Annotated in this window: 14 protein-coding genes; all 14 read left to right on the top strand. The window is 42.5% G+C overall.

Annotation, left to right across the window (positions count from 1 at the left end; all coding sequences use genetic code 11):
- Positions 1 to 43 precede the first annotated feature (43 nt).
- Positions 44 to 7,294, top strand: coding sequence for a toxin (locus K8S19_09310; protein MCD4813872.1), 7,251 nt, complete (start codon positions 44 to 46; stop codon positions 7,292 to 7,294).
- Positions 7,295 to 7,768: 474 nt separating this feature from the next.
- The gene (locus K8S19_09305) at positions 7,769 to 9,196 is read left to right on the top strand and encodes a T9SS type A sorting domain-containing protein (protein MCD4813871.1); all 1,428 of its coding nucleotides are present in this window, start codon (positions 7,769 to 7,771) and stop codon (positions 9,194 to 9,196) included.
- A gap of 347 nt (positions 9,197 to 9,543) precedes the next feature.
- On the top strand, positions 9,544 to 10,503 hold the full coding sequence (locus K8S19_09300; protein MCD4813870.1) for a transposase: 960 nt from the start codon (positions 9,544 to 9,546) through the stop codon (positions 10,501 to 10,503).
- A gap of 167 nt (positions 10,504 to 10,670) precedes the next feature.
- Positions 10,671 to 11,831, top strand: coding sequence for an ATP-binding protein (locus K8S19_09295; protein MCD4813869.1), 1,161 nt, complete (start codon positions 10,671 to 10,673; stop codon positions 11,829 to 11,831).
- A gap of 125 nt (positions 11,832 to 11,956) precedes the next feature.
- Positions 11,957 to 13,324: a hypothetical protein gene (locus tag K8S19_09290; GenBank protein MCD4813868.1), complete on the top strand. Its 1,368-nt coding sequence runs from the start codon at positions 11,957 to 11,959 to the stop codon at positions 13,322 to 13,324.
- 190 nt (positions 13,325 to 13,514) lie between these two features.
- Positions 13,515 to 14,057: a M15 family metallopeptidase gene (locus tag K8S19_09285; protein MCD4813867.1), complete on the top strand. Its 543-nt coding sequence runs from the start codon at positions 13,515 to 13,517 to the stop codon at positions 14,055 to 14,057.
- A gap of 71 nt (positions 14,058 to 14,128) precedes the next feature.
- Complete coding sequence (locus K8S19_09280) at positions 14,129 to 14,908, top strand: hypothetical protein (GenBank protein ID MCD4813866.1); 780 nt, start codon at positions 14,129 to 14,131, stop codon at positions 14,906 to 14,908.
- Positions 14,909 to 14,964: 56 nt separating this feature from the next.
- Positions 14,965 to 15,750, top strand: coding sequence for a response regulator (locus K8S19_09275; protein MCD4813865.1), 786 nt, complete (start codon positions 14,965 to 14,967; stop codon positions 15,748 to 15,750).
- A 93-nt stretch (positions 15,751 to 15,843) separates the two neighbouring features.
- Complete coding sequence (locus K8S19_09270) at positions 15,844 to 17,211, top strand: hypothetical protein (GenBank protein ID MCD4813864.1); 1,368 nt, start codon at positions 15,844 to 15,846, stop codon at positions 17,209 to 17,211.
- A 28-nt stretch (positions 17,212 to 17,239) separates the two neighbouring features.
- Entirely contained in the window at positions 17,240 to 18,043 is an 804-nt protein-coding gene (locus K8S19_09265) for a hypothetical protein (GenBank protein MCD4813863.1), read from the top strand.
- A 134-nt stretch (positions 18,044 to 18,177) separates the two neighbouring features.
- Positions 18,178 to 19,695: a hypothetical protein gene (locus K8S19_09260; GenBank protein MCD4813862.1), complete on the top strand. Its 1,518-nt coding sequence runs from the start codon at positions 18,178 to 18,180 to the stop codon at positions 19,693 to 19,695.
- 122 nt (positions 19,696 to 19,817) lie between these two features.
- Positions 19,818 to 21,998 carry a PhnD/SsuA/transferrin family substrate-binding protein gene (locus K8S19_09255; protein MCD4813861.1) on the top strand — a complete coding sequence of 727 codons (2,181 nt, stop codon included), beginning with the start codon at positions 19,818 to 19,820 and terminating at the stop codon, positions 21,996 to 21,998.
- Positions 21,999 to 22,013: 15 nt separating this feature from the next.
- Positions 22,014 to 23,267, top strand: a complete 1,254-nt coding sequence (locus tag K8S19_09250) for a HAMP domain-containing histidine kinase (GenBank protein MCD4813860.1) — start codon at positions 22,014 to 22,016, stop codon at positions 23,265 to 23,267.
- 22 nt (positions 23,268 to 23,289) lie between these two features.
- On the top strand, positions 23,290 to 24,687 hold the full coding sequence (locus K8S19_09245; GenBank protein MCD4813859.1) for a sigma-54 dependent transcriptional regulator: 1,398 nt from the start codon (positions 23,290 to 23,292) through the stop codon (positions 24,685 to 24,687).
- Positions 24,688 to 24,807: the final 120 nt, after the last annotated feature.

The raw sequence follows: 24,807 nt of genomic DNA, 5'->3' as shown, positions 1-24,807 counted from the left end.
ATAATTATTCGCCCCTACAATAATTCAAAAAAGGAGGCCTGTCATGGCAAAGGAAACACAAAAACAAAATCAACCTGATCAACAGGAAGATAAAAATAAAATCAAACACCATGCGATCAACTTGCCCAAAGGCGGCGGTGCGATCAGTGGTATGGGTGAGAAATTCCAGGCCAATGCCGTAACCGGTACCGGGAGTTTCTCGATCCCTTTGCCGCTCACACCCGGGCGCAATGGTTTTGCACCTGAGTTGTCCCTCAGCTACAACTCTGGGTCCGGCAACAGCCCATTCGGCCTGGGCTGGGATGTGGGTGTGCCCACCATTACCCGCAAGACTGATAAACATTTGCCTACCTATAATGACGCCGAAGATGCGGATACATTTATTCTCTCCGGTGCCGAGGATTTGGTGCCGGTATTGGAAAAAAACGGGGAGGAATGGGAACGGGTTGTGCGGGTGGGTTTGGAACCCACCCCTACGGGAGGACAGGCGAATTACAAAATTACATCTTATCGTCCTCGCATTGAGGGTCTTTTTGCGCGTATTGAAAAATGGCGCAATCTGGATAATGGAGAAGTTCATTGGCAGGCCACGACCAAGGAAAATATTACCTCTTATTACGGTCTGACTTCCCAGGCGCGTATCGCGGCACATGACAATCCGCAGAAAGTCTTTTCCTGGCTCCTGGAAAAAACCACCAATGCCAAAGGCAGTACGATTGATTATGTGTATAAACAGGAAAATAGCGACAATGTACCCAATGATGTGACTGAATGGCAGCGGATAAAAGATGGGTTTGCCTTTAACCAAAAATATTTGAAGCGCGTCAAATATTCGCCTATGGCGAATGATCCGGCCAATCACCATATGCAACTGGTTCTGGATTATGGGGAACATACCACGGATGCGCCAAGTGAAGAAACGAACTGGCCGGTCCGTCAAGATCCCTTCTCAAGTTACAAGTCCGGTTTTGAGGTCCGCACCTATCGCTTGTGCCAACGTGTGCTGATGTTCCATAATTTCCCGGAAACGCCTGGGACGGATGACTGGCAATTGGTCAAATCTTTAGAACTCAATTATCAGCAGCAATCCACCATGACATACCTGACTTCTGTTCAACAAAAGGGCTATAAGCGCAATGCTTCGGGTTATGAGACCAAGACCCTGCCTGCCATGGAATATTCTTATACCCAGCCGGAGATTGATACCACCATACATACAGTAGATGAAGAGAGTAAACGTAATCTGCCGATTGGTTTAGATAATGCAAGCTATCAGTGGGTAGACCTCAAAGGTGAGGGGCTTTCCGGCATTATGACTTTCCAGTCCGGGGGCATGTATTTCAAGGATAATCTTGGGGACGGCCAATTCGGAGATTTGCGTTCCATCACACCTGTGCCGCAACCGGTTTTGGCAGGCAGCCAGTCCATGCAGATCACAGATGTGAACAGCGACGGTGTCCAGGAACTGGTGGTGCGCAGTGATACGGTCAATGGCTATTATGAGTACAAGGATGAAGTTTGGGAGCAATTCATCCCTTTTGAGAACAAACCCACCTTTGACATCAACGATCCCAATGCCAAGATGATTGATCTGACCGGTGACGGTCTGCCGGATATTCTTATCACCCAGGATGATCAATTGGTATGGTATGAATCAAAGGGTAAAGAAGGATACGATATTCCAGACGTTGGGACCGGGTATGGCGTAGGGAACAGGCATGCCTGTTCCCTACAGGGTGTGGTTTTCGCTGATTCCACCCAATCCATCCATTTGTCCGACATGTCAGGCGACGGATTGACCGATATTGTACGCATCCAAAATGGATCCGTGTGTTATTGGCCCAACCTGGGTTATGGCAAATTTGGTCCCAAGGTAGAGATGAAAAATGCTCCGCGATTCTCAAGCAATCAACAAGACTTCAATCCCCGCAATATCCAGTTGAGTGATCTGGACGGCAGTGGTACGCCGGATATTTTTTATTTTGGCAATGATCAGGTGGAGTATTGGCTCAATGAATCAGGCAATGGTTTTTCTGATAAACAGATTCTGGATTTCCCGCTGCCTTTTGATTCCTTATCTACGATCTCTTTTATTGATTTCACGAGTAAAGGTACGATGTCATTGGTCTGGTCGACCAAACGGCCTGATCAGGATCAGTATCAATTAAGTTATATGGAACTGATGCAGCGCAAACCGCATCTGTTGAGTGAGATCAACAACAATCTGGGGAAATTGGTCAAACTGACTTATGCACCTTCTTCCAAGTATTATCTGGCAGATAAACAGCAGGGGAACCACTGGATCACCAAACTGGCATTCCCGGTCCAGGTTTTGGATGAAGTGGAGACCATAGACCAGATATCCGGCAGCCGGTTGAAGAGTAAAAGCATTTATCATCATGGATTTTATGACACCTTTGAGCGTGAGTTTCGGGGATTTGGCATGGTCGAGACGCTGGACACGGAAACCTTTGAGGAATATTCCGGTGATCCTCAGCACTATGTCAAACCCATCCTGACCAAGACCTGGTTCCACAATGGTGCATATATCCGTCAGGAAAAAATCTCAACACAATATAAAGAAGAGTATTATGCCGGTGATCCGGACGCATTTTATCTTGAAGATACCATCATTGAAAATAAGCAAGATCTGGATGTAGTTGCTTTGCGTGAGGCCTATCGTGCATTGAAGGGCAGTGCTTTGCGTAAAGAAGTGTATGAGCAAGGCGTGGATGTTCCGTATCAGGTCACAGAAGCAAATTTCAATATCAAGCCCCTCCAACCCGTTGCAGCAGGCAATAAACATGCTGTGTTTTTTCCTCATGCGCATGAAACTTTAACTTATCATTATGAACAAAATCTTGCAGATCCGCGGATCAGTCATGAGTTTAATCTGGAAGTGGATGCGTATGGAAATACACTGAAGACATGTAGTGTTGTTTATCCGCGTAGACCAGGCGTTGAAACAACCCCGGAGCAGCAACAAGCCTATGCCACCCTATCAATGAATGAAGTGATTAATGTTGATGATACATATTATCTTGTGGGTGTCCCAAAAGAAACCAAAGCCTATGAACTGGGTGGCCTTGCCATATCCCACGCCAATGCCAAGGAATTTAATGATCTGAAAACAGATGTTGAAACCGCACTGGCCAATACCATTGCTTATGACCAGGCATTTATTCCGGGAAGTCTGCAAACAAGAATGCTCCAATGGACGCGGAATTATTTTTGGAACCCAGCGCAGGATGCTGCCTTGCTCCTGGGTGAGATCACGGACAAGGCCTTGCTGCATCATACAGAATTGGCTTGTTTCACTCCGGATATTTTGACAGATGTCTATAACAGTCAACTCACAGGAGCGCAAGTCGAAGCAGCTGGTTATATGCTGCAAGAGGGTTACTACTGGAATCCGGGATTCGTCCAGCATTACAAAGTTGGCGATTTCTATCTGCCAAGCAAGACGGTTGATCCTTTTGGCGGAGAAGTACTGGTAACTTATGATGATTATGTATTTGTGCCTATTCAGACACAAGATGCTTTAGGTAATACTAGTCAGGCCAAAATAGATTACCGCACTTTGCAGCCCTGGCAGCTTATTGATCCGAATGAGAATAAAAGTGAGGCTATTACCGATCCCATGGGCATGGTCATTGCGACCAGTACTTATGGTGATGAACTTGGTGTGCCCGAGGGTGATACTCCCTTGTTTGATGCCTTGGGTGATCCTGTCTATCTCATACAGACCGACGCAACAATAGATAATGTCCTGGCTGATCCTGGGAAGTACCTACAAGAGGCAACCATCTTTTTTTATTATGATCTCGAAGCCTGGCAGGATAGGCAGGAACCACCACAGTCTATCTTGATTGCCAGGGAGACGCATGTTTCGGAATTGGTTGCGCCGGATGAAACGTTGTATCAACGTACCATTGCCTATTCCGATGGATTCGGCAGAGAATTGCAGAGCAAGCTCATGGTCGAGCCAGGCCCGGCATGGGTACGTCAGGCGGATGACACGTATGCAGAGGAAGATGTCATAGAGCGCTGGCTGTCCAGTGGACGCACGGTTTATAACAATAAAGAAAAACCCATCAAGCAGTACGAACCTTTTTATGTGGGCACGCATCAGTATTCATCGGAAGAATTCTTTGCTGAATATGGTGTCACACCTATTATCCACTATGATCCTTTGCTGCGCGTGATCCGGACAGATACACCCAAAGGATTTTTCAGTAAAGTAGAGTTCACGCCCTGGAAGATCAGCAAGTTTGATGAAAACGATACAGTCATGGATTCTGATTATTATCAACTCAAAGATACCTTGCCCACAGATGAGCAGGATGCTTTGACCAAAGCAGAAGCGCATTACAACACACCGCAGGTGAGTCTGCTCGATACCCTGGGCAGGGAGTACTTGAGCTTTGAATATTTGACAGATATAGGAACAGCCACAGCAGATGATGTGCTGAATACCTATAGCACTTTCAATATCAAAGGCAAACCTAAGACCATCACAGATCCCCGGCAATATGCTGAACAGACAGGTGTTCAGACCTTTCAGTATATTTATGACATGAATGACCAGGTCATACGCACCATCAATATTGATGCGGGTGATGATCGGATTATCAACAATGTGCTGGGTAATCCTGTGCATGCCTTTGACAGCCAAGGACATCATATCAGCATGACCTATGATGCTTTGCAGCGGCCTGTGAAAACACATGTGCTGGGTAATGGTCTGGACAACACCACGGAGCAATTGATCTATGGCGAGGATGTGACTGATGCAGTGGGCCGCAACCTGCGCGGGCAATTGTTCAAACATTGGGACCAGGCTGGATTGAATAAAATATCGCGTTACACCTTCAAAGGTGAACCGGCCAAAATTCGCCGTGCCATCCGATCGGACTACAAGCAGGAGGCCAATTGGATTGATGGTGATGATTGGGGTTCATTGTTGGTTATGGAGGCAGGCGGCAGTTCGCCTCTTTTCTATACAACCAAGACACAATACGACGCGCTGGGGCGGGTTGTCAAACAAACCAATCCGGATGATAGCAAAGTAAAACCACAGTACCACCCATCGGGCAAGCTCGATCAAGTGAAAGTGAAGTTCAAAGGTGAGTCGGGTTACGCGAAGGTCGTAAAAAACATCACTTACAATCCCAAGGGGCAACGGGAGAAAATCAAGTACGGCAATGATACAAAAACAGTCTATGAATACGAACCGGAGACTTTCCGGTTGATCAGCCTAAAGACCATCCGCCAAAGTGATGATCAAAAGTTGCAAAATATTGAATATACCTATGATCCGGTGGGGAATATTACCAAACTCAATGATAAATCCCATAAACAGGTATTTCAAAACAACCAGAATGTTAAATCAAAACATGACTACACCTATGATGCTTTGTATCGGTTAGAGAAAGCAAAAGGCAGGGAACACACAGGTCTGGAAGTGCCGGATTATTATAAAAATATTAACAGCTTTAAGCAGAGCCAATTTATCTCTTTGGCCAATCCCAATGATGACAACAAGCTGGACAATTATACCCGGAAATACTCTTATGACCTGGCCGGCAATCTCCACAAAATCAAGCACACTGCGGCTGACAGCAGCCGGTCCTTTACCAGAAAAATCAAGGTGGATGACCTCACCAACCGTGCCGTATTAAAACCTGAAACCGGCCCGGTTCATTTTGATGACTTCTTTGATGACAATGGCAATTGCACTCAGTTGGAAAACATCGCAGCATTGGCCTGGAACTACCGCGACAACATCAGCAAAGCTGTGGTCATTGAGAGGCCCACAGATCCGGATGATGCCGAGTACTATGTCTATGATTCAGGTGGTAACCGCGTGCGTAAAGTCAAAGAAACCTGGCAAGGCGCTGGTGTCACAGAGGTAGAAGAAAAAATTTACTTAGGCAGTGTGGAGATCAAACGTATCTACCAGAACACCACAGCTCTTTTGGAACGAACATCTTTGCATGTCATGGATGACCAAAAACGCGTTGCCATTAGCCATAACTGGTCGCAGGACGATCAATTGAGGGAACTTGAAAATGCCTCGGAACTCAATACCAACAAAACCCGCTATCAATTTGAAAACCACCTCGGCAGCGCATCCCTCGAAATCGATCCCCAGGGCCTGGTCATTAGTTACGAAGAATATTTTCCCTATGGCGGCACATCCTTCATCGCAGGGACTAATCAGAAAGAAGTCAAACTCAAAGAATATCGCTACTCGGGAAAAGAGCGCGACGACACCACCGGACTCTACTACTACGGCGCACGCTACTATGCACCGTGGTTGGGGAGGTGGATGAGTGCAGATCCGATAAGAGAAGAAGGTGGATCGCTGGATTTGTATGAGTTTTGTAGTGGGAATCCAATTGTGAGGTTTGATAAGGATGGAATGGAGGATGAAAACTCGTTCTTCATTTTTGAGTTTTCCGGCACTTGGCACAACAAAGAAAGATACGGCGGTGGGCCATTGAAAAACATGCACAATCCTATGCCAAGATATTATGGCACTGGACATACAAATAATATATTAGATGTATTAAATAAACACTTCAATTCAGAATCAAATTACAAATATGGATTTCCATCTCTATGGACAGGAGCAAATAAAGACGAAAGCTCTGCGTGGACACAAAAGATGATAAAAAAACATGGCATAGGCCCCGGGCGTCATTATGGCAGGGTTGATGAAATTGTACTTCAAAGTTCGACAGACGAGTATTTAGCTGGTCAAGGAAGCGGACGCGGGCTTATGGTAGGATTCAGTCATGGGAATCAAGTGGCGAAAGGAGTACTTAAAAGATTAACAGAAGATCAGTTGGAACGAACTGTATTCGTAGCATATTCTCAACCGAATAGAGATGATCACCAGATTTCGACAACAATAACGGATAAATTGGAAGCCTATTTAAACATCTATAATATTCACGATCAGGTAGCTAATAAAAATGGTTGTGCTGCATTTGATGCATTTTCTCTTGAGGCGGACGGTAAAATCATTAATAAATTGAATGATATTTATCAAGAGGGTGCAGTGAATTTTGCAATCGATGGACAAAAAAAATTATTAGTGCGAGAACATTCAGAACCGATTTCTAATGAACAAATAGTCGATAAAGTTTTGGAATTTTATAAAAAATATGATGATGTTTTAAAACGAGGTGATGTTGTGAATGTTAAAATTGATAAAAATGGCGATGTTTCACTCGATGAGGAAAGATTTAAAGAAAGAAGAACCGCGGAAAGGTCAGGGCGCCCCTGAGTCAACTTTGTGTGAAAGTGAAAGGGGACGTGTGTGTCTTAGGTGCCGGAGTTCGAATAATCGAATAAGTCCCTGTGGTAGGGGACGTATTTGAAATAAGGAAATAAGGGGATGGAAAAAAGTCGAGAAAGTTTGGAGAAACCCAGGAGTTAACTTAATAACTTAAGTGACGGGAGACGGAGTTAGGATATCAGGTTAATCTTTGCCTGATTTTGTCTGAACTGGAACTTCTGAAAACCCATCCTGAAATGGGAGGGGTTTTTCTTTTACAGGAAAAAAATGCTGGATTTGTGAATATTTTAGAATTAATCATGAAATGCCAAAAATAGTTTGCAATAAAAGTTGGTTGAGAGGCATCTTATATGATGGGATAGCTTTGCTGACTGTATCTACACTTGAGTGTTAAATTTATTGGATTTGGAAGTCAAGGGTATTTAAAACTGAGTAAGTAAAATAATAAAGATGGAGAATTGAATGCGATTATTTATTGCTGGTGTTATTATGTTTATTGGCATTTTTATTCCTGCTCCATCATATTCGGATGTGTTGGAGGAACTATCTAATTATCCGATGATATATAATACAAGCGCTCAAGATGTTTGTGTGAATAATGAAAAAATATATGTGGCTGATGGCGATGCCGGTATAAAAATATTTGATATATCTGATCCTGAATATCCTATAGTAGTAGGTTCGTACTACAATTCCAAACGGGCACGAAGCGTGGTTGTGCTGGATGATAAATTGATAGCAGCATTTAATTATCCTTCTAGTTTGGAAATAATTGATGTTTCAAATATTGGACAACCTCAATATTATAGTAGTTGTACATTTACTAGCTCTCATCATATTAATGGAATGTCCATTAGCAATGGGAAAGGAATATTAACCCATGGCTACGGAATCGATACAGTTGATTTGGCCGATTTGGGGAATCCTATATGGGTTGGGACGATAACGGCTGATCCGATGTTTGGCGCGATGATTGTCGGGGACATTGCATATGTCGCAAATGGTTTGCAGGGTTTGAGGATATACAATATTTCTGAATTGGCGGTTCCTCAATTTTTGGGGTGCTATATCAATTATAGGACTTTTAAAAATGTTGTTGTTGCAAATAACAGGGCTTATTGTTCTTTGCAAAATGCTCCTTCAATAATATTGAATGTAGCTAATCCGGAAAATCCTCGTGATCAATTACCTTTCAAAAATACTGTTTCACAGGATAATGTTGTAAGTGCAGGGAAAGTATATAGCATTGGTATTGGATTGAGAGTATTTGACCTTGCTGATCCTGATGAACCTAAAATGATTGCAAATAATGATGATGCAATTGTGATTGGGACTTACGGTAGCGCAATAGATATCGAAAATGAGAATATCGTAACGGTATGTGTGAATAAAGGGATGGCGATATGGAGACTATCTCCCCCTACAGTAACTATTACACCTGTTGATAGTCAAACATCAACGATGACCACAACAATGACTAATACAAAGACGATTACTGTTACGTTGACACCGACTATATCTAAAACAAATACGCCAACCAAAATAGTTCCGCCAACACTGACCAAAACACCAACAGTGACTAGGACGCAATCCGTTACTGAAACACCTACATCAATGCCACTTTTTCCTCGTGGCGGTTACGCTATTCCAAATCCCTTTGTTCCGCATGTTGGAAAGCAGGTTACATTTATTTTTGAAATGGGAAACCCTCTAGCATCCTATTCAATAAGCATCATGGATCTTAAAGGCCGAATTGTGAAAAGGCTGGAGAACAAGAAAACATGGGACGGCCGGTCGGATAATGGCCACCTCTGCGAGGGCGGTGTGTACATCTACCAGATCGAAGCGGAAGGCAAGCGTGTGACAGGGAAAGTGGTGCTGGTAAAATGAGACTCACCCAGGGGCATAATCAGACTGTTCGTCCGGAACTCCGCCTACACCAGGTGTTACGCTTGATTCTTACAGCCAGTGGAAGGGGACGTATTTGAAATAAGGAAATAAGGAGATGAAAAAAAGTTGAGAAAGTTTGCAAGAAATCCGCAGGAAATTGGTCAAAAGAAATATGCCGAGACAACCGCGAATCAACATCCCTGGAGAGATGTATCACATGGGTAGGGGACGTATTTGAAATAAGGAAATAAGGCGATGAAAAAAGTTGAGAAAGTTTGCAAGAAATCTGCGGGAAATTGGTCAAAAGAAATATGCCGAGACAACCGCGAATCAATATCCCTGGAGAGATGTATCACGTTATTGCGAGAGGAATCGAGCGCCGGAAGATCTTTCACGACAATAAAGACCGAAAGCTATTTTTGCAGCGATTGATTGCATTGCTGGGCGAGTGTGAAGTCGTTTGTTATGCATGGGCTATGCTGGATAACCATATTCATTTACTGGGCATGCCACGGAATGGCCACCTCTCGACATTTATGCACCGATTACTGACCGGTTATGCAGTTAATTTTAATGTCCGACACAAGCGATGTGGACATTTATTTCAGAACCGATACAAATCAATACTATGTCAGAAGGAAACCTACTTCTTAGAATTAATTCGCTACATTCATCTCAATCCAATTCGTGCCGGAATGGTTAAAGATTTGACTGAGCTGTCAAAATATCCCTGGTGCGGCCATTCGACGCTGGTCGGTAAAATCAGGAGATCATGGCAAGAAACCAAAGAAGTCTATCTTCGGTTTTCGGCGAAAAAATCATACGCGATAAAAAAGTATTTGGAATTCGTCAACGCTGCAAAAGACAATGGGCGTGATGATATGCTCCGAGGTGGTGGACTCAGAAGGAGCGCCGGCGGATGGGATGTGGTAAGGGGGATGATGAAAAATAAGGAAATGTGGCAAAGTGATGAACGGATATTGGGGGATGGGGAGTATGTCGGTGGGATTTTGAAGAAGGCTAATAAATCTGTAGAAGGAAAAATTAAGGTCAACTGGACTGTGAAAGATCTTTTTTCATATATTCATAAAAAATCAGGGATCAAGGGTAATGAATTGCTGGAGCGGAAACGCGGTAATCGAGAATCGATGGCAAGAGCGGTTTTTGCCTGCATGGCCAAAGATAAGGCGGGTATGAAAACATCAGAAATTTCCGGATATTTGGGCGTATCTGAATCTGCGATATGCAAAATGATTCAAAGAGGCAGACGATATTCCCGTAAATGGACGATTGTGGGACGGGAATGAGCGATTTCTTAATTCCTTAATTCAAATACGTCCCCTTACCCATCTGCACTCATTGAAGGGGATATATTTGGTTTTCAACCAAAGGTTGGGCATGTCCATTCGACATTGGTGTATTTACATATTGATGATTGTATTGACAATATGTAAAAGTGCGATATACTTTGACTATGATAAAGCGAACTGTGGAAGAAAAAGTAATAAGCTATGCTAGGCAGTATCCGGTTGTCACCATTACCGGCCCAAGGCAATCAGGCAAAACAACACTGTGCAAAAAACTGTTCAAATCACTTAAATACCTTTCTCTCGAAAATTTAACTACTCGCCAATACGCTCAGGATGATCCTGTCGGATTTCTGGCGGAATGTACTAAAACCGGGGCGATTATCGATGAGATTCAACGTGCACCGGACTTGCCGTCGTATATTCAGGGGGCTGTTGATCAGGAAAAGAGAAACGGCCTTTTTGTTCTTACGGGCAGCCAAAATTTCGAATTGATGACCAGTGTTTCTCAGTCATTGGCCGGAAGAACAGCGTTGGTAACGCTTTTGCCGTTTTCATATAATGAACTGTATAAAAATAAATCCGCCGATATATTTGAAATGCTTTATCAAGGTTTTTATCCCAGGATATTTGATCAAAAACTGAATCCTACAGAAGCAATGTCTTTTTATGTGAGTACCTATTTAGAGAGGGATATAAGAACGATTTTAAATGTTAAAGACTTGTCAACGTTTGAAGTGTTTCTGAAACTGTGTGCTGCACGCAATGGTCAAATTTTGAATTTTTCAGCGATAGCCAATGATTGCGGGATCAATCACAATACAGCGAAACAATGGATATCAGTTTTGGAAGCCAGTCATATTATATATTTGCTTAAACCGCACTATAAAAATTTTAATAAACGATTGATAAAAGCCCCGAAGCTTTACTTTCTGGATGTTGGATTGGCAGCTTATTTACTGGAAATAGAGAATTCCAAACATTTTACCAATCATCCATTGCGGGGCGCGTTGTTTGAAGCATTTGTTGTTTCGGAATTGCTGAAAAAACGGTTTAATTCCGGGAAAAAGAGTAATTTGTATTACTTCAGGGACAATATTGGAAATGAAGTGGATGTTATTGCCGATAAGGGTACAATACAGATCCCTATTGAGATTAAGTCAGGTAAAACAATTAATGAAGGTTATTTCAAGGGGATTGAATATTACTATCGATTAAACAAATCAGCGGATAACAATGGCCTGTTGGTTTATGGTGGGGAAGAGAAGCAGAAACGTACAAAGTATAGAGTGATTCCCTATAAAAGCATTCATCAAATTGAAATTTAAAACGAAACGTCCTCCAGGTTGTCTCCGGTTGTAGTGGGCATTGTTCGATGATGCGGTTCGTGAAAGAAAACGTGTTTTTTGTGAAATAAAATGCTCGCCAGGCGCATCTTTATTGTAGGTGCATTATGAATCTTACGCACAAACAAGAACAGACAATCAAACATGAACTCCGTCTCCACCAAGTGGTGCGGTTGATCCTTACAGCCAGGATCATGCAGCTTCCGAATCAGGATTTGAAAAAGAGCCTGGACGAAGAAGCGAGTGTTAATCCTTTGCTCCAGGTCCATGATCCGGAAAAACAGCCTCAAGAAAAGGACGAGCAGAACTATACGGAAAATTGGGAAGCTTGGTTTCGTCAGGATGATATTCCCAAACAAGACCGGGAGATCATCCCGGAGCATTGGCAGCCGGACAGGATGGCGGAGGATTCGCCGGATAGCCGGTTTCTCAATGCCATGAATCTGGAAATGACGGATGATGAACTTTCTGTTGCGGAAGTTCTTTTCGAATTCCTGGACCAGCATTATTTTTTTGCCGGGGATACTCAGGAATTTGCCGACAAGCTGGGGGTGCGGGATTATTTTATCGAGGATGTGTTTTTCAAGATGCAGCGTATTGAACCCTATGGCATTGGTTCACGAAATGCCGGGGAGTACTGCCTGATTCAACTCCAAATGCTGGAAAAAAGGAACCAACTGGCGGAGTTGGTTGCCAAACAATTCTACAAAGACAGCATTAAGGGCATTTATAAAAACATCTATAAACACACCAAGGCCGATATTGTGGAAGTCAAGGAAGCGGTCAGGCTTATCCGCGCCATGCACCGCTATCCTTCCGTGAATATGGAATATACCCGGGATATCCGCTATGTGAAACCGGATGCAAAGATCGAAAAAGAGGGCGAAATATACAAAGTAGTTCTTTTGAACAATGATATCCCTGATATTCGCGTTAATACGGCATTGTTCAAGCATCTTCGCAGAAACGGTAAACTTCCTCCGGATATCAAAAAGCATCTGGAAAAACTCAAATATAGGGCTGAGCAGATCACCAAGGCATTGGTGTTGAGGCGTGAAAGACTGCAAAAGGCCTTGGAAACAATGGTTGAAAAACAGCGTGATTTTCTGGAACAGGGTGAATTTTATCTCAAACCGCTGATAGCCAAAAAACTTGCGGCTCTGGTTGGTTGTGAACATTCGGTGATGTGCCGGTTGTTGAAGCAAAAATATATCCTGACACATCAAGGCAAGACACTGGCATGTAAGGATTTTTTATGTCGTGGCTTTTTCGGTCGAAATGGTGAAGAGCTTTCGCCTCCCAAGATGAAAAAAATGCTGGCTGATTTGATTGCGCAAGAAAATAAACAGCGCCCTTGGTCAGATCGGATTTTGTCAGAAAAGCTTGGAAAACTGGAATTGGTCATTGGATTGCGGACAGTCAATAAATACCGTGAAGAATTACACATTCCCAACAGCAGGGACAGAAAAGAATGACAAAAATGTAGGAAAAAATCAGAATAGTGGAAATTCCGTAAAAATCGAAGAAAATCCTTAATTCCTTAATTCAAATACGTCCCCTCAGGCTTAAAAATTCGCTTTTTATCTCAATTTTGCCGTAACGTTTGCACTGTTTCTCCGTCTTTATAGTAAGAACGATATTATGTTCAAAAGGAGGGTGATTCATATGGCATCCCGCGATTTAGATGATTTGATTCCCGAGGTAAAGGAAAAGGCTCTGGTTGTGCAGAAAGTCTGCCAGGAAGCCGGGCATTTCGATCTGCTCATCTATTGCTCTTTGCGGCCGCTGGAGGAACAGGCCCGTTTGTTTCGGCAGTCGCGCTCGCGCAAGGAAATCAATGTCAAAATTAACAAGTTCAATGAACGTGGTCTGGGATTTCTGGCGGAAGTGATCGAGAATGTCGGTCCCTGTTACGGTAGGCACGTGACCAATGCCGCACCGGGCGAGTCTTGGCATAATTACGGTCAGGCCTGGGATGCGGTGCCCATGATTAATAGTAAACCGTGCTGGAATTATTTCCAGGCCAAGGCTTATTGGGATGCCTATGGTGAAGCGGTGCGTAAGGTTGGCATGTATTGGGCTGGAGACTGGACACGGTTTCGTGAATATCCGCATGCGCAATTATCTGTTGGTGGTAATCCCTTGAAAACCATGACTGCGGAGCAGGTGCGCGAAGCATTGGCGGCACATGATTTACTTGTCGCATAACTGCCGAATTTTTAAAGGCGGTGTAAGTGAATTATTTGTGGAAAAATATTGCAAACGAAGGAGGGTGTATCATGCTTCAACTTTTGGCAGCAATCCCGGGAATTATTTCAGCGATTGGCAAGGTAACAGATCTTTTTAATAAAGGCAAGGAGACGGTCAAAGATGTGTCCGGCAATATAGCACAGGCATCAACTCCTGAAGAATTGGCAACCGAGATCACCAAATTGCCGCTGGACCAGCAGAATCGCTGGGCTGAGATCATGTCAAAGGAAGTGGAGAAATACGCTGCCCAAAACGAGCGCCTGGCTATCGAAATCGGTTTGGTGGATAAGAGCAGTGTGGAGAAAATATCCACAGAAGCAGCAGACAAGGTTGCATTGCTGCGTATGACCACCCGGCCCTGGGCTGTGCGCTGGATGGTGTATTATGTCTTGTTTCCGTTTTTTTTGGTGGTTGCGGATGTGATCCAGAACATTTTGCTTCATTGGCTGCCGTTTTTAAAAACCCGGTTGGGCATTGAAGCCTATGGGACATTCAAACACTTTTTCGGTGTGCTGGAGCTGCCGGCTGCAATGGATACATCGGTGATCGAGAAGTTTGCAGCTTTTTTTTCCAGTCAGGCCGGTCCCACCACGTTTGCCGGTCAGCTCTATCTCCAGTCCGTTCCCTGGGTGGTCTCGGTTATTTTGGCCTATATGGGACTGCGCGAGGTGGGTAAATGGAAAGGGTATAATAATGTTGAGCAAGCATCTGCGGTGCTGGGGCCGCCTGCGCCGTCAACCATGGCAGGTAAAGTATTGCAGCAGGGGATGGATCTAATTCCTAAGATACGCCAATGGTTTAAAAAGTAATCGCCAGGTAATGGGTGCGTATACTTTTATAAATAATCAACAGGGATGTGAGTATCATGACCCATACCATAGACCATTTCGGGGCCACGGCAAGAGGGCTGGCCAAGAATCCGTTGCGCATTATTGCTTTGTTCATTGTCCTGATCTATGGGTTTGCCGCATTTGTGACTGCGTTTTCGCGCACGTTGTCCTTGGATGAGCGGCTGCCGTTGATTTATTTTATGGTGTTTTTTCCTGTTCTGGTCCTGATTGTCTTTACCTGGCTGGTGATCCGGCATGCGGGGAAGCTATACGGTCCGGAAGATTTCAGGGATGAAGATAATTATGTGCGTACCCAACTGGCTGCAGCTGCATCGCTGGGTGCGGCCACCGCCCGGTCTCAAAAAGCCAATACCAATGAGGATGATTTTTCACAACTGGTGGATCTCATTCGGTTGTTTCCCAAGTCTTCAAAAAAATGTGGTAAACCAAAATGCAACCGGCTTTTATGGGTGGATGACCAACCGGAGCTGCATATCTATATCCGTAAGGCCTTTGAGGCAGTGGGCATATCATTCAAACTGGCCCATTCTTTAAATGAAGCACTTCAATTACTTCGCACTGAGACTTTTTCTGCAATCATTGCCGATATTGGGAATGACAAGGAAGGACCTCGCGAAGGCTATATCCTTTTGGATGCGGTCAGGCGTCAGGGTGACAAGACGCCCATTTTCATGTATACCGGCGAGGAACACCGGCCTGAAGAGCAGCAGGAAGCGGTCCAGCGCGGTGCACAGGCCAGTGCCAATAATCCTAAGGAATTATTTAAAATAGTCATGGATTCATTGATCAAGCGAGACTAGATATCAGGATATTGGATTCAAATCATTAAGGAAATAAAATGCAGCCTGTATCAAAAATCATGCAATAATTTGATTGCGGAAGTCATCTAGGTTATGTGGCGTATTCAGCATTATGTTTTATTTGTGTACATGACAAAACCGGATTATGAAGGGAAAATGATGAATATTCGCGTTTGGAGTGTCATTTTAATCATTGCATGTACGGCCGGTCAGGCAATTGCTTCGGATATATTCTGGCAGGATACCTTTGATGGTTTGCCCGGACAACAACCGGCAAAGTGGCAAGATGCAACGGATATTCAGCAGCCAAACATGGCGTCTATTGTTTATCATCAGGATGGTTCTCATGCCATGATTACACCTGCCGGAATCACGACTTCAGCAAAAATTTATTCTGAGAAAATCTATCAATGCAATGTGGATATTTACAATACACTGCAAATTAATGTAAGTGATATATCTTATACAGCAACACAGCAATGGAATATATGCCTGGAAGATCTCGGGAATCCTGGCCGGGAATTTCCTTTGTATCCGCTAAGCGGTGCAGTGGGTATTTTTTCATTCAATTTTGCTCATGCGCTGCAATGGCAGGGCTACAAGGATTTTCGTATTCGGATTGTGATTAGTGATTCGCCGGGAGCCTATCTGGTCGTGGATGAGGTTAAAATATTCCGCAATACCACGGAAGAGCAGGTTTTATGGCGTGATGATCTAATTGGCGATGCAGGCGTTAGTGTGAAGAACTGGTGGGATCGTGAAGATGATACGAACATGGGTGCGAGAATTGAGTATACAGCAGAAAGTTCGTGGGCGGTGGTTACGTTTGTGGAGAATAAAGGGAGCCATGAAGATCCTTGGGCAGAAGTGTATACACCCGGGATTTATTGGGATTTTGATGAGTGCCGTTATATGGAAGTGAAAGTCTCCGGTTTTACGGAAAATACAGCCTGTCCAATCAGCCTGAAGGAAATCCCGACTTGGGATTCCATTGGTGTTGCGACGATTACGCAACCGGGTATTTATTTGATTGATCTGTTGACTCAGCCGGAACGACTATGGACCGGTACAGCATTGCTGACGATTGCATTTGGAATTGAGGCGCCTGCAGAAGGGGCGTCATACACAATTGATTATGTGAAAATTTATAAAGATAATACTCAGCAGGACAACTCGAAAACGAGTATTACATCTCCTGAAAATGCTGTTTTCGCTGTACCCAATCCGTTTATTCCGGGCAATGGTAAGATGGCCAACATTTTATTCAAACTGGTTGCGGGCTATGACAGCTATACGATAAAGATTATGGATGTGCGGGGAAGGTTGATCCGTACATTGGAAAATGAGTATCGATGGGATGGGAGAAGCAGTCAGGGACATTTATGTGAAGGCGGGATTTATTTATTTCAGGTCAAATCAGGCAATCAGCGCGTTCATGGATCGATTGTTGTTATAAAATAAAAAGAATGTTTTCAAAAATGAGGCACACATGATGCTGCGGGTGAGATGTATTTATTGGATGTGTGGATTGCTTGTTTGTGTGCTGATTGCAAGTGTTCTGCCGGTATATGCTGCGGATTATGTCGAAAATTTTAAGTGGTCGATCAATCGCACAGAGGACGCCTGGCAATCAGGATATAACAATGCCACAATTAGTGGTGATGGTCAGGGCTATGCCGTTATTCGTCTGGAACAAAATGCAGATAAGGAGTATGGCGATGTGATGTCTCCGGTTATTTCAAGCCTGATATTGGATCATGATAATATATTTGAGATTAAAATTGAAAGTATGTCTCCTGATACAACATTGGATGTTCAAATTCAGGATGTTTATAATGATAAAAATAATTTTCTGGTTTTTGACAATCTTGTGTCAGAACGCATTGAATATGCCCGGATTGAGCATCAACCCGGTTGGGACTATTCCGTAATTAAACTGTGGATTGATGGCATTCCCGGGCAGAGTGAAGTGAAAATTGATTATATTAGAATTTATTCTAGGCCGGATAATCATTCGGATGAAGATCTTTTCTGCGATGCTTATGCAGATCCCGATCCTTTTACACCCACAACCGGGATGTTTACCCGGATAGGGAAAATATCTGATTTTTTAATCAAAGATTACAGTATAAAAATCATGAATCTACGCGGGAGGCATGTGAGGTCCTTGAACAACACGAATACCTGGGACGGCAGAAATGAACAAGGCGGTTTTTGTGAGGGCGGCGTCTACATCTACCAGATTGAGACGGAGGGGGAGCGCGCAAGCGGGAAGGTTGTGCTGGTTAAATAACCATTTCTTATTTACAAGCACTTGTTGAATAATTGCTAATTCCTAATCACATAAAAAATAATGCAATAAAAACTATGTTGGAAGCATCTTATAATTAAATAGATATTTATAATAAAGGAAGTCGGGTGGTTTTTATGTTTAGAAATATTTTTTTATTAATTATGATTTGTCTTTTATTTTCAACTCATGTTGTTTTTGGTGCGTGGGAACAACTTGGAGATTACTTAAATACAAATGTTGATCATGCGGCACGTTTTACCAGTGTGGATTGTGCACCGGATGGCACTCCTTATATTGCGTTTTATGAAACAACATCCCGATATGCAACAGATGATAAGGTATATGTAAAAAAATGGAATGGTACAGACTGGGAACAAATTGGCAGTGTTTTTGGACAGCATTCTTATCCTGACATCAAAGTGGTTTCGCAAAATAAAATCTATTTAGCATGCGCAGGAGCAAATGTTGACCAAGATTTGACAGCATATTTATGGAATGGGAGTTCATGGGCCAATATTGGAAGCAGCTTCAGAGTGAATGCTACTGCAGATATGTATCCACCCAAGCTGGCTGTTGATAGCACTGAAATGCCATATATGACCTGGTATGAATCCGACATCACACCAATTACTGTTTATGTCAAAAAATGGAATGGAACAGATTGGTCATTGGTGGGGAACCATGTAAATGATGATGGGGAATCTGGTATAGAACCATTTATTGAAGTATACGAAGATGTTCCTTATGTGGCCTATAAACAGGGGTTTGGCACCGCGCCAGTCTATTTGAAATTTTTTAATGGAACTACCTGGGAACGGAAAATAAATTCTGCAGTTTATGCAGCAGATTCATATACCATGGGGGTTTCAGAAGATGGGACATTCTATATCGTTAGATCAAGCGGTCCGAATAATTACTGGCCTCAAGTTGTTTCGGTTTTTTATTCTGATAATGGTGCGTGGACCCAGCTGGGGGATTCTTTGAATCTTGTGGAGAGCATACCGCAAATGAATTACTGCACAGTGTCAGGGATTGCTTTTTTTGAAAATACCCCGTTGGTTTCTGTGGAGCATTATTATGGTCAGGATGTCTTTATAAAATACTGGAATGGTTTTTCCTGGGAGATGCTGGACACGAAATTGAGCGATAATAGCAGAATTACAGATGCTTCCGGTATCTCTCAATCTGGTGGTGTTGTCTACGTTGGATGGGATGAGCGGGATGGATCATCTTGGGACGCAAAACAAGTCTATATTGCCAAAGAAGTATTTGTGCCGCCTACTCCGACGCCAACCAGCACGCCAACATCTACCATTACACCGACGATTACACAGACAACGACGAGTACGCCAATTGCAACTGCAACTCCAACCGCGCTTCCATGTTTCTCTAATGGTGGCTATGCCGTCCCGAATCCTTATGTTCCGCACAATGGGAAATTAGTTGAGTTTGTTTTTGGGATGGATAATCCTATGATGCCGTATTCGGTAAGCATCATGAACTTGAAGGGGAAAATCGTGAAGAAGTTGGAAAACAAACGGATTTGGGACGGGCGCTCGGATGCCGGGCATCTCTGCGAGGGCGGGGTGTATATTTACCAGATTGAGGCAGAGGGAAAACGGGTGACCGGGAAAGTTGTGTTGATTAAGTGAAAATGCACAAAAAACAATATACAAGTTATGATAACTTTAAATACGCTTGCACAGGAAAATATAAAAAAAATAGTGTGAAATATTATGGTGTTGAATGACATCTAGTTACTAGGAGCGGAAAAATGGGGAAAATGAAATTGTATTGGTTACAATTTTTAGCATGCGAATGCAGCGCCAGATTGGTTCTTTGTCTGCGCCGGAGTATTCAAATCATAGCTTTGATGGGTTTGATACTATCGAGTGCGGCCCCCGGACATACTTATTTTATGGATTTTATTGATGGCGCAAGGCCTGCGGGTATGGGAGAAGCTTTTGTGGCTGTGGCGGATGATGCCAATGCAGTGCTTTTCAATCCGGCCGGATTGAGCCGGTTGACTGCTATGGAATTGATTGGTATGTATGCGGATCTTTATTCTAACCTCAATGTGCGGTTATACAATAATGCTGATGACCGGTTTGGATATAATTTCCTTTCTCTGGCAGTTCCGATTTCCGGGATTTATGGAACCATGGGAATTAGCTGGACTCAGTTTGATACAGTTTTATATAAAGAAAATACATTTACAATGTCATATGGAAAAAATCTTTGGAAACCCTACACGCTTGACAGCGGTTTGACGATTGATTTCGGCATGACCGCGAAAGTCTTGCATTGGATTGTTGATGTAGGGGATGAATTCAGGGATGATTTTCCCTCGGACGACCGGCAGCGTTATGGGTTTACCGTAGACGCCGGAATCTTGGTTACGCTGCTGGAGAATTTAAATATTGGTTTTGCGGTTGATAATATCATTCCTGCAAATGTAGGTTTGGTCTGTGACGAATATGTTCCGGCAATATACCGGCTCGGGGCTGCTTACACGCTTCATCTGAATAAGAATATTGCTATGCTTGATTCAGTGCTGGCGACAGGGGAACTCTCGATGCGCAATAATGTTTATCTCCCTAAATTTGGGGTTGAATCATGGTGGCTTGAAAATATTGCTGCTATTCGTCTGGGGATCAATACTGATCGTGCGACTGCCGGAATGAGTATTAAAAATTGGTGGAATACCGGTTCCGTGGATATGCAGTTGGATTATGCTTTTTCATATCCATTTCAAATACAAGGTTCTTTGGGGTCTCATCGCGTTGGTATGATCTTGCGGTGGGGAAGTCTATTGAACCGGACTGATTCAGATTGGAGAAAATACAAGGACAAAATTTTGCGAATAACGGAAGTGACCCTTATGGCTAATATGGCCATAGAGACATCAGAAAATACTAAAGATGAAGTGGCGAAGGCCTGGGAAGGGTTGACTGGCAAAGATCCGGAGACTGCGATTCGAATGAAAGAAGTGCTGGATCGCCAACAGGGTTTACTTGGGAAAGCCAGGCTTCAAGCCACTGTGGCAGTCTATAAGGCGGAAAGTGGTTCGCAAAATCTGAAAGAAAAGGCAGGAAGAGCTGAGCAGTCAGTAGAGGAAGCTTGGCAAGTGTTTGCTGAACTGAATGAAAAGTTTGATCAATTGGTTAGGGAATTAGAAATGAAAAATGTACAAATTGAAACGCAAAAAAATATTATCCCTGTTATTCCTGAGAAGTATATTGATAGGATTATTATCGGGATCGAGACGAAAATTGGGGAAGATTTTCTCGGTCGTTCAGACTTTTTACAAAAAATACAATATATCAAGGACTATTTAGAAAAACAATGCGGGATGCCTGTTGAATTGGATTATGCAGGTGCAGCCGAGCTTCAATTGAATTATACGGACGGTAAGATTGATATTATTGCATCCTACAACGCGGAGTTGGATCAATACATAGAGCATCAACTTCTTTTGCCGGTATTAACCGTTGTGACTGATGGCAAGAAAGATCAGGCGTGCTGTCTGGTAACACTACCGGACAGTCGGATAAACGTATTGGAGGATTTAAAAGGAAAACGGATTGGATGTGCCAATGTCAAAGTTGTGAAACAATTGAAAAAGCAATTTGCAGATGATGACTATTTCACTATTATCGAGGTTCAACGAAATATCAGGGATAGTCTGCGTGCCTTGCAGGTGAAAGCGGTTGACGCTATCATTGAGTATGAATTCATTTACAAGATTGCTGGATTTATGGCGGATTTTCCTAAATTGAAAGAGATTGCCAGGTTTGAGTCAAAACCCAATATATCAATTTATTTGCGAACATCAATGAGCAATGTAAAAAACCAAGCAATTCAAAATCTTATGAATAGTGCAGTAGAAATGCATCAGGAACCGGAAATTCGCAGAATACTGAAATATTTTGGTATTGAACGTTTGGAAAGATAGAAAGTGCGGTGTGAGATGAATAAAAGAACTGGTTTGAATAAATACTGGATCATGATTGCCGGATTTTGTGTTATTTGTATTTCATTGTTAGCGATTACGAGGATTTGGTCTAATCTTGTGCGTTTTGAGGAAGTTCGTCAGGCTGAACATGAAAACTTTTCCATGCATATTTCCAAAACTGCGGAAAATTTTATTGCCAACAAGGAATATGGCTATTTTTCGGATATTATCCAGCTCTTGAGTAAGATCGATTTTATCCGATTTTTATCAGTTCATGTTGAAGGAAAGGAGGTCAGGAAGGCAGGCGATCGGCAGGGATTGGATGATGCATGGTTGGATAAGTCTGGGATTGGATCACAAGCATCATATTTTGATGAGGAAAAGAGAGATTTATACGTTAATCAGAAACTGAATTATCAGGATAAACCGACAAATATAAAAATGGTTTTTTCACTAAGCGAATATGAGAAACCCAAGCAAAGCATTGTTCAGGCGTTCATCTTGATTATTGTATTATTGTTTATTCTTGCCGGTTTGGGATTTTTTCTTTTTCGGATACATCATAAATTGGAAATTGCAGAAAAAACCAAGGAAGATATGATTTACAGCATCACACATGATGCCAAGCAGGATTTGACTGTGATTCAGGGAAAAATGAATTCATTGTTGAAAAAAACAAAGGGAAAGACAGCAATTCCAGATATAGAAAATGATTTGAAAAATACGAAAGAGAGTGCCGACTCAATTGATCGATTTCTAAATAATTTAAACGATCAGCAACATTTACAAAGTGGGGCGGTTGAAACTTTTTTTGAAAAAACTAACTTGATAAAACTGTTGATATCGGTTTTAGAAGGCGTAGAGGAACAAGTATCTAGTCTCGGTATAAAAATACTGTTTAATCAACAGAAAGAATCCCACCTGGTGAGTGTTGATCAACAAATTACATGCCGGATAATAAAAAATATAGTTCATAATGCAATAAAATTTTCCCCGGTGAACAGCACGATAACCGTTGATGTGAAGAAAGAAGCGGAGAGCGTGAAGATATTTGTTGAGGATCAAGGGCCGGGGATTGCTCGGGAAAATTGGCGGAAAATATTCCTGCCATATATTCAATTGCATCCGAAAAAAGCCGGTATGGGTTTAGGCCTGGCAAATGCCAAAAAGCTTGTTGGGATCATGGGCGGCGAGATGGGGATTACTAAAAGTCTTGTAGGAAAAGGAACGACATTTTATATTGTTTTGCCACTGTTAAAAACAAAATAGTGGAAAGAGAGGAACTCTGTTGGTGAGAATTCTTGTTTTGGAAGATCAAATTAAAGTTGTCCAGACACTGAAAACCATTTTTGAAGATGAAGGTTACACAGTTGACTATCTATTGAGTCCTGAAGGTGTGCTGGAAAAAATTGAGATGTTTGCGCCGAATCTTATTACGCTGGATTTAAGTTTTGGCGATGAAAGGGATGTTCGTGGTATTGATATCTTAAAAGACATTCGGGAATCATATCCAAATATTGATGAATTGCCGGTATTTGTAATAAGCGGCACGATGAATGCTGAAAAAATGAAGCGGCTGCGAATATTGGGGATTAATGGATATTTTTTAAAACCAATTTCTGATGAAAACTTGCTTTTGGAAAAAATCAGAAAGTGTCTCGAACCAAGAACAAAAAGCAGGGATTCGGAAGATTATGATGCGAATGAGAATGTGATTATTGGGAAAACACCTGAAATTATCGAAATAACCGATAAAATTTGTGATGCGGCGTTTGCGCAGAGTAATGTGTTGTTTGTTGGCGAAAATGGGACCGGGAAAGAAGAACTTGCGAAATATTACCATCAAGTGAGTCCGCGTAAAGAAGCACCACTTGCCATTATTGATTGCACAACGATTTCAAAGGAATTATTTGAAAGTGAATTGTTTGGACATGAAAAAAATGCTTTTAATGGGGCGGTTGCTAAAAAAGGTAAAATTGAAGAAGCAGATGGTGGTGTCGTCTTTTTTGACGAAATCGGTGAATTGTCAAATTATCATCAGTGTAAAATATTGCGGTTGATTCAACATAAGACATTTACCAGGATCGGGGCTCCGGCAAAACCGATACATGTTGACGTTGTTTTTATTTTTGCAACAAATAAAGTGTTGCCTAAGTGTGTCAACGATGGTGGTTTTAGAATGGACCTGTATCAAAGGATTAAAACAAATAAAATGAAAGTGCCTCCTTTATACGAAAGAAAGCCTGATATTCCGCTCTTGGTAGATTACTTTGTTCGTAAATATAATAATGGATTTAAGAAACAAATTGCAGGTGTTAGTGATGATCTGATGGAGATTTTTTTAAAGAATCGTTGGAATGGAAATGTTCGCGAATTGGCATTGTGTATCGAGACGGGAATGGTTCGGTGCAAAGGAAATATTATCGGGAAGGATGATGTTGAAGAATTTTTAAAAGATGCAGAGCAATTCGATGGAAATATATCTGACTCTAGTGAAAATATTGATTGCTCTTATTTGATGTTTAAACAAGGGTTGGATAAAAAAAGAAAAGAAATAGAAAAAGAATACTACCTCTACCATCTCCAAAAACACAACTGGAACAAAGCCAAAACAGCCAGGGAAATCGGGATGGCGGTTACATTCTTAAATCAGACATTGAAACGTCTTGATATTAAGAAAGCGAGTTGAACTTTTAAGTGTTAGGTATTCCTTCGGAAGCTTCGTTTGATTATCAAACCTGTGAATTGTAATTACAAGTGCGACAAATTGGGATAAAAAAGAGTCCCTCGACTCAAGAAAACTGATAAT

It is taken from the genome of bacterium (assembly GCA_021108215.1).
In the GTDB taxonomy this organism is placed as follows: Bacteria; Oederibacteriota; JAAXVQ01; order JAAXVQ01; family JAUVAV01; genus JAIORK01.
This window is presented reverse-complemented; position numbering and strand designations above follow the sequence as displayed.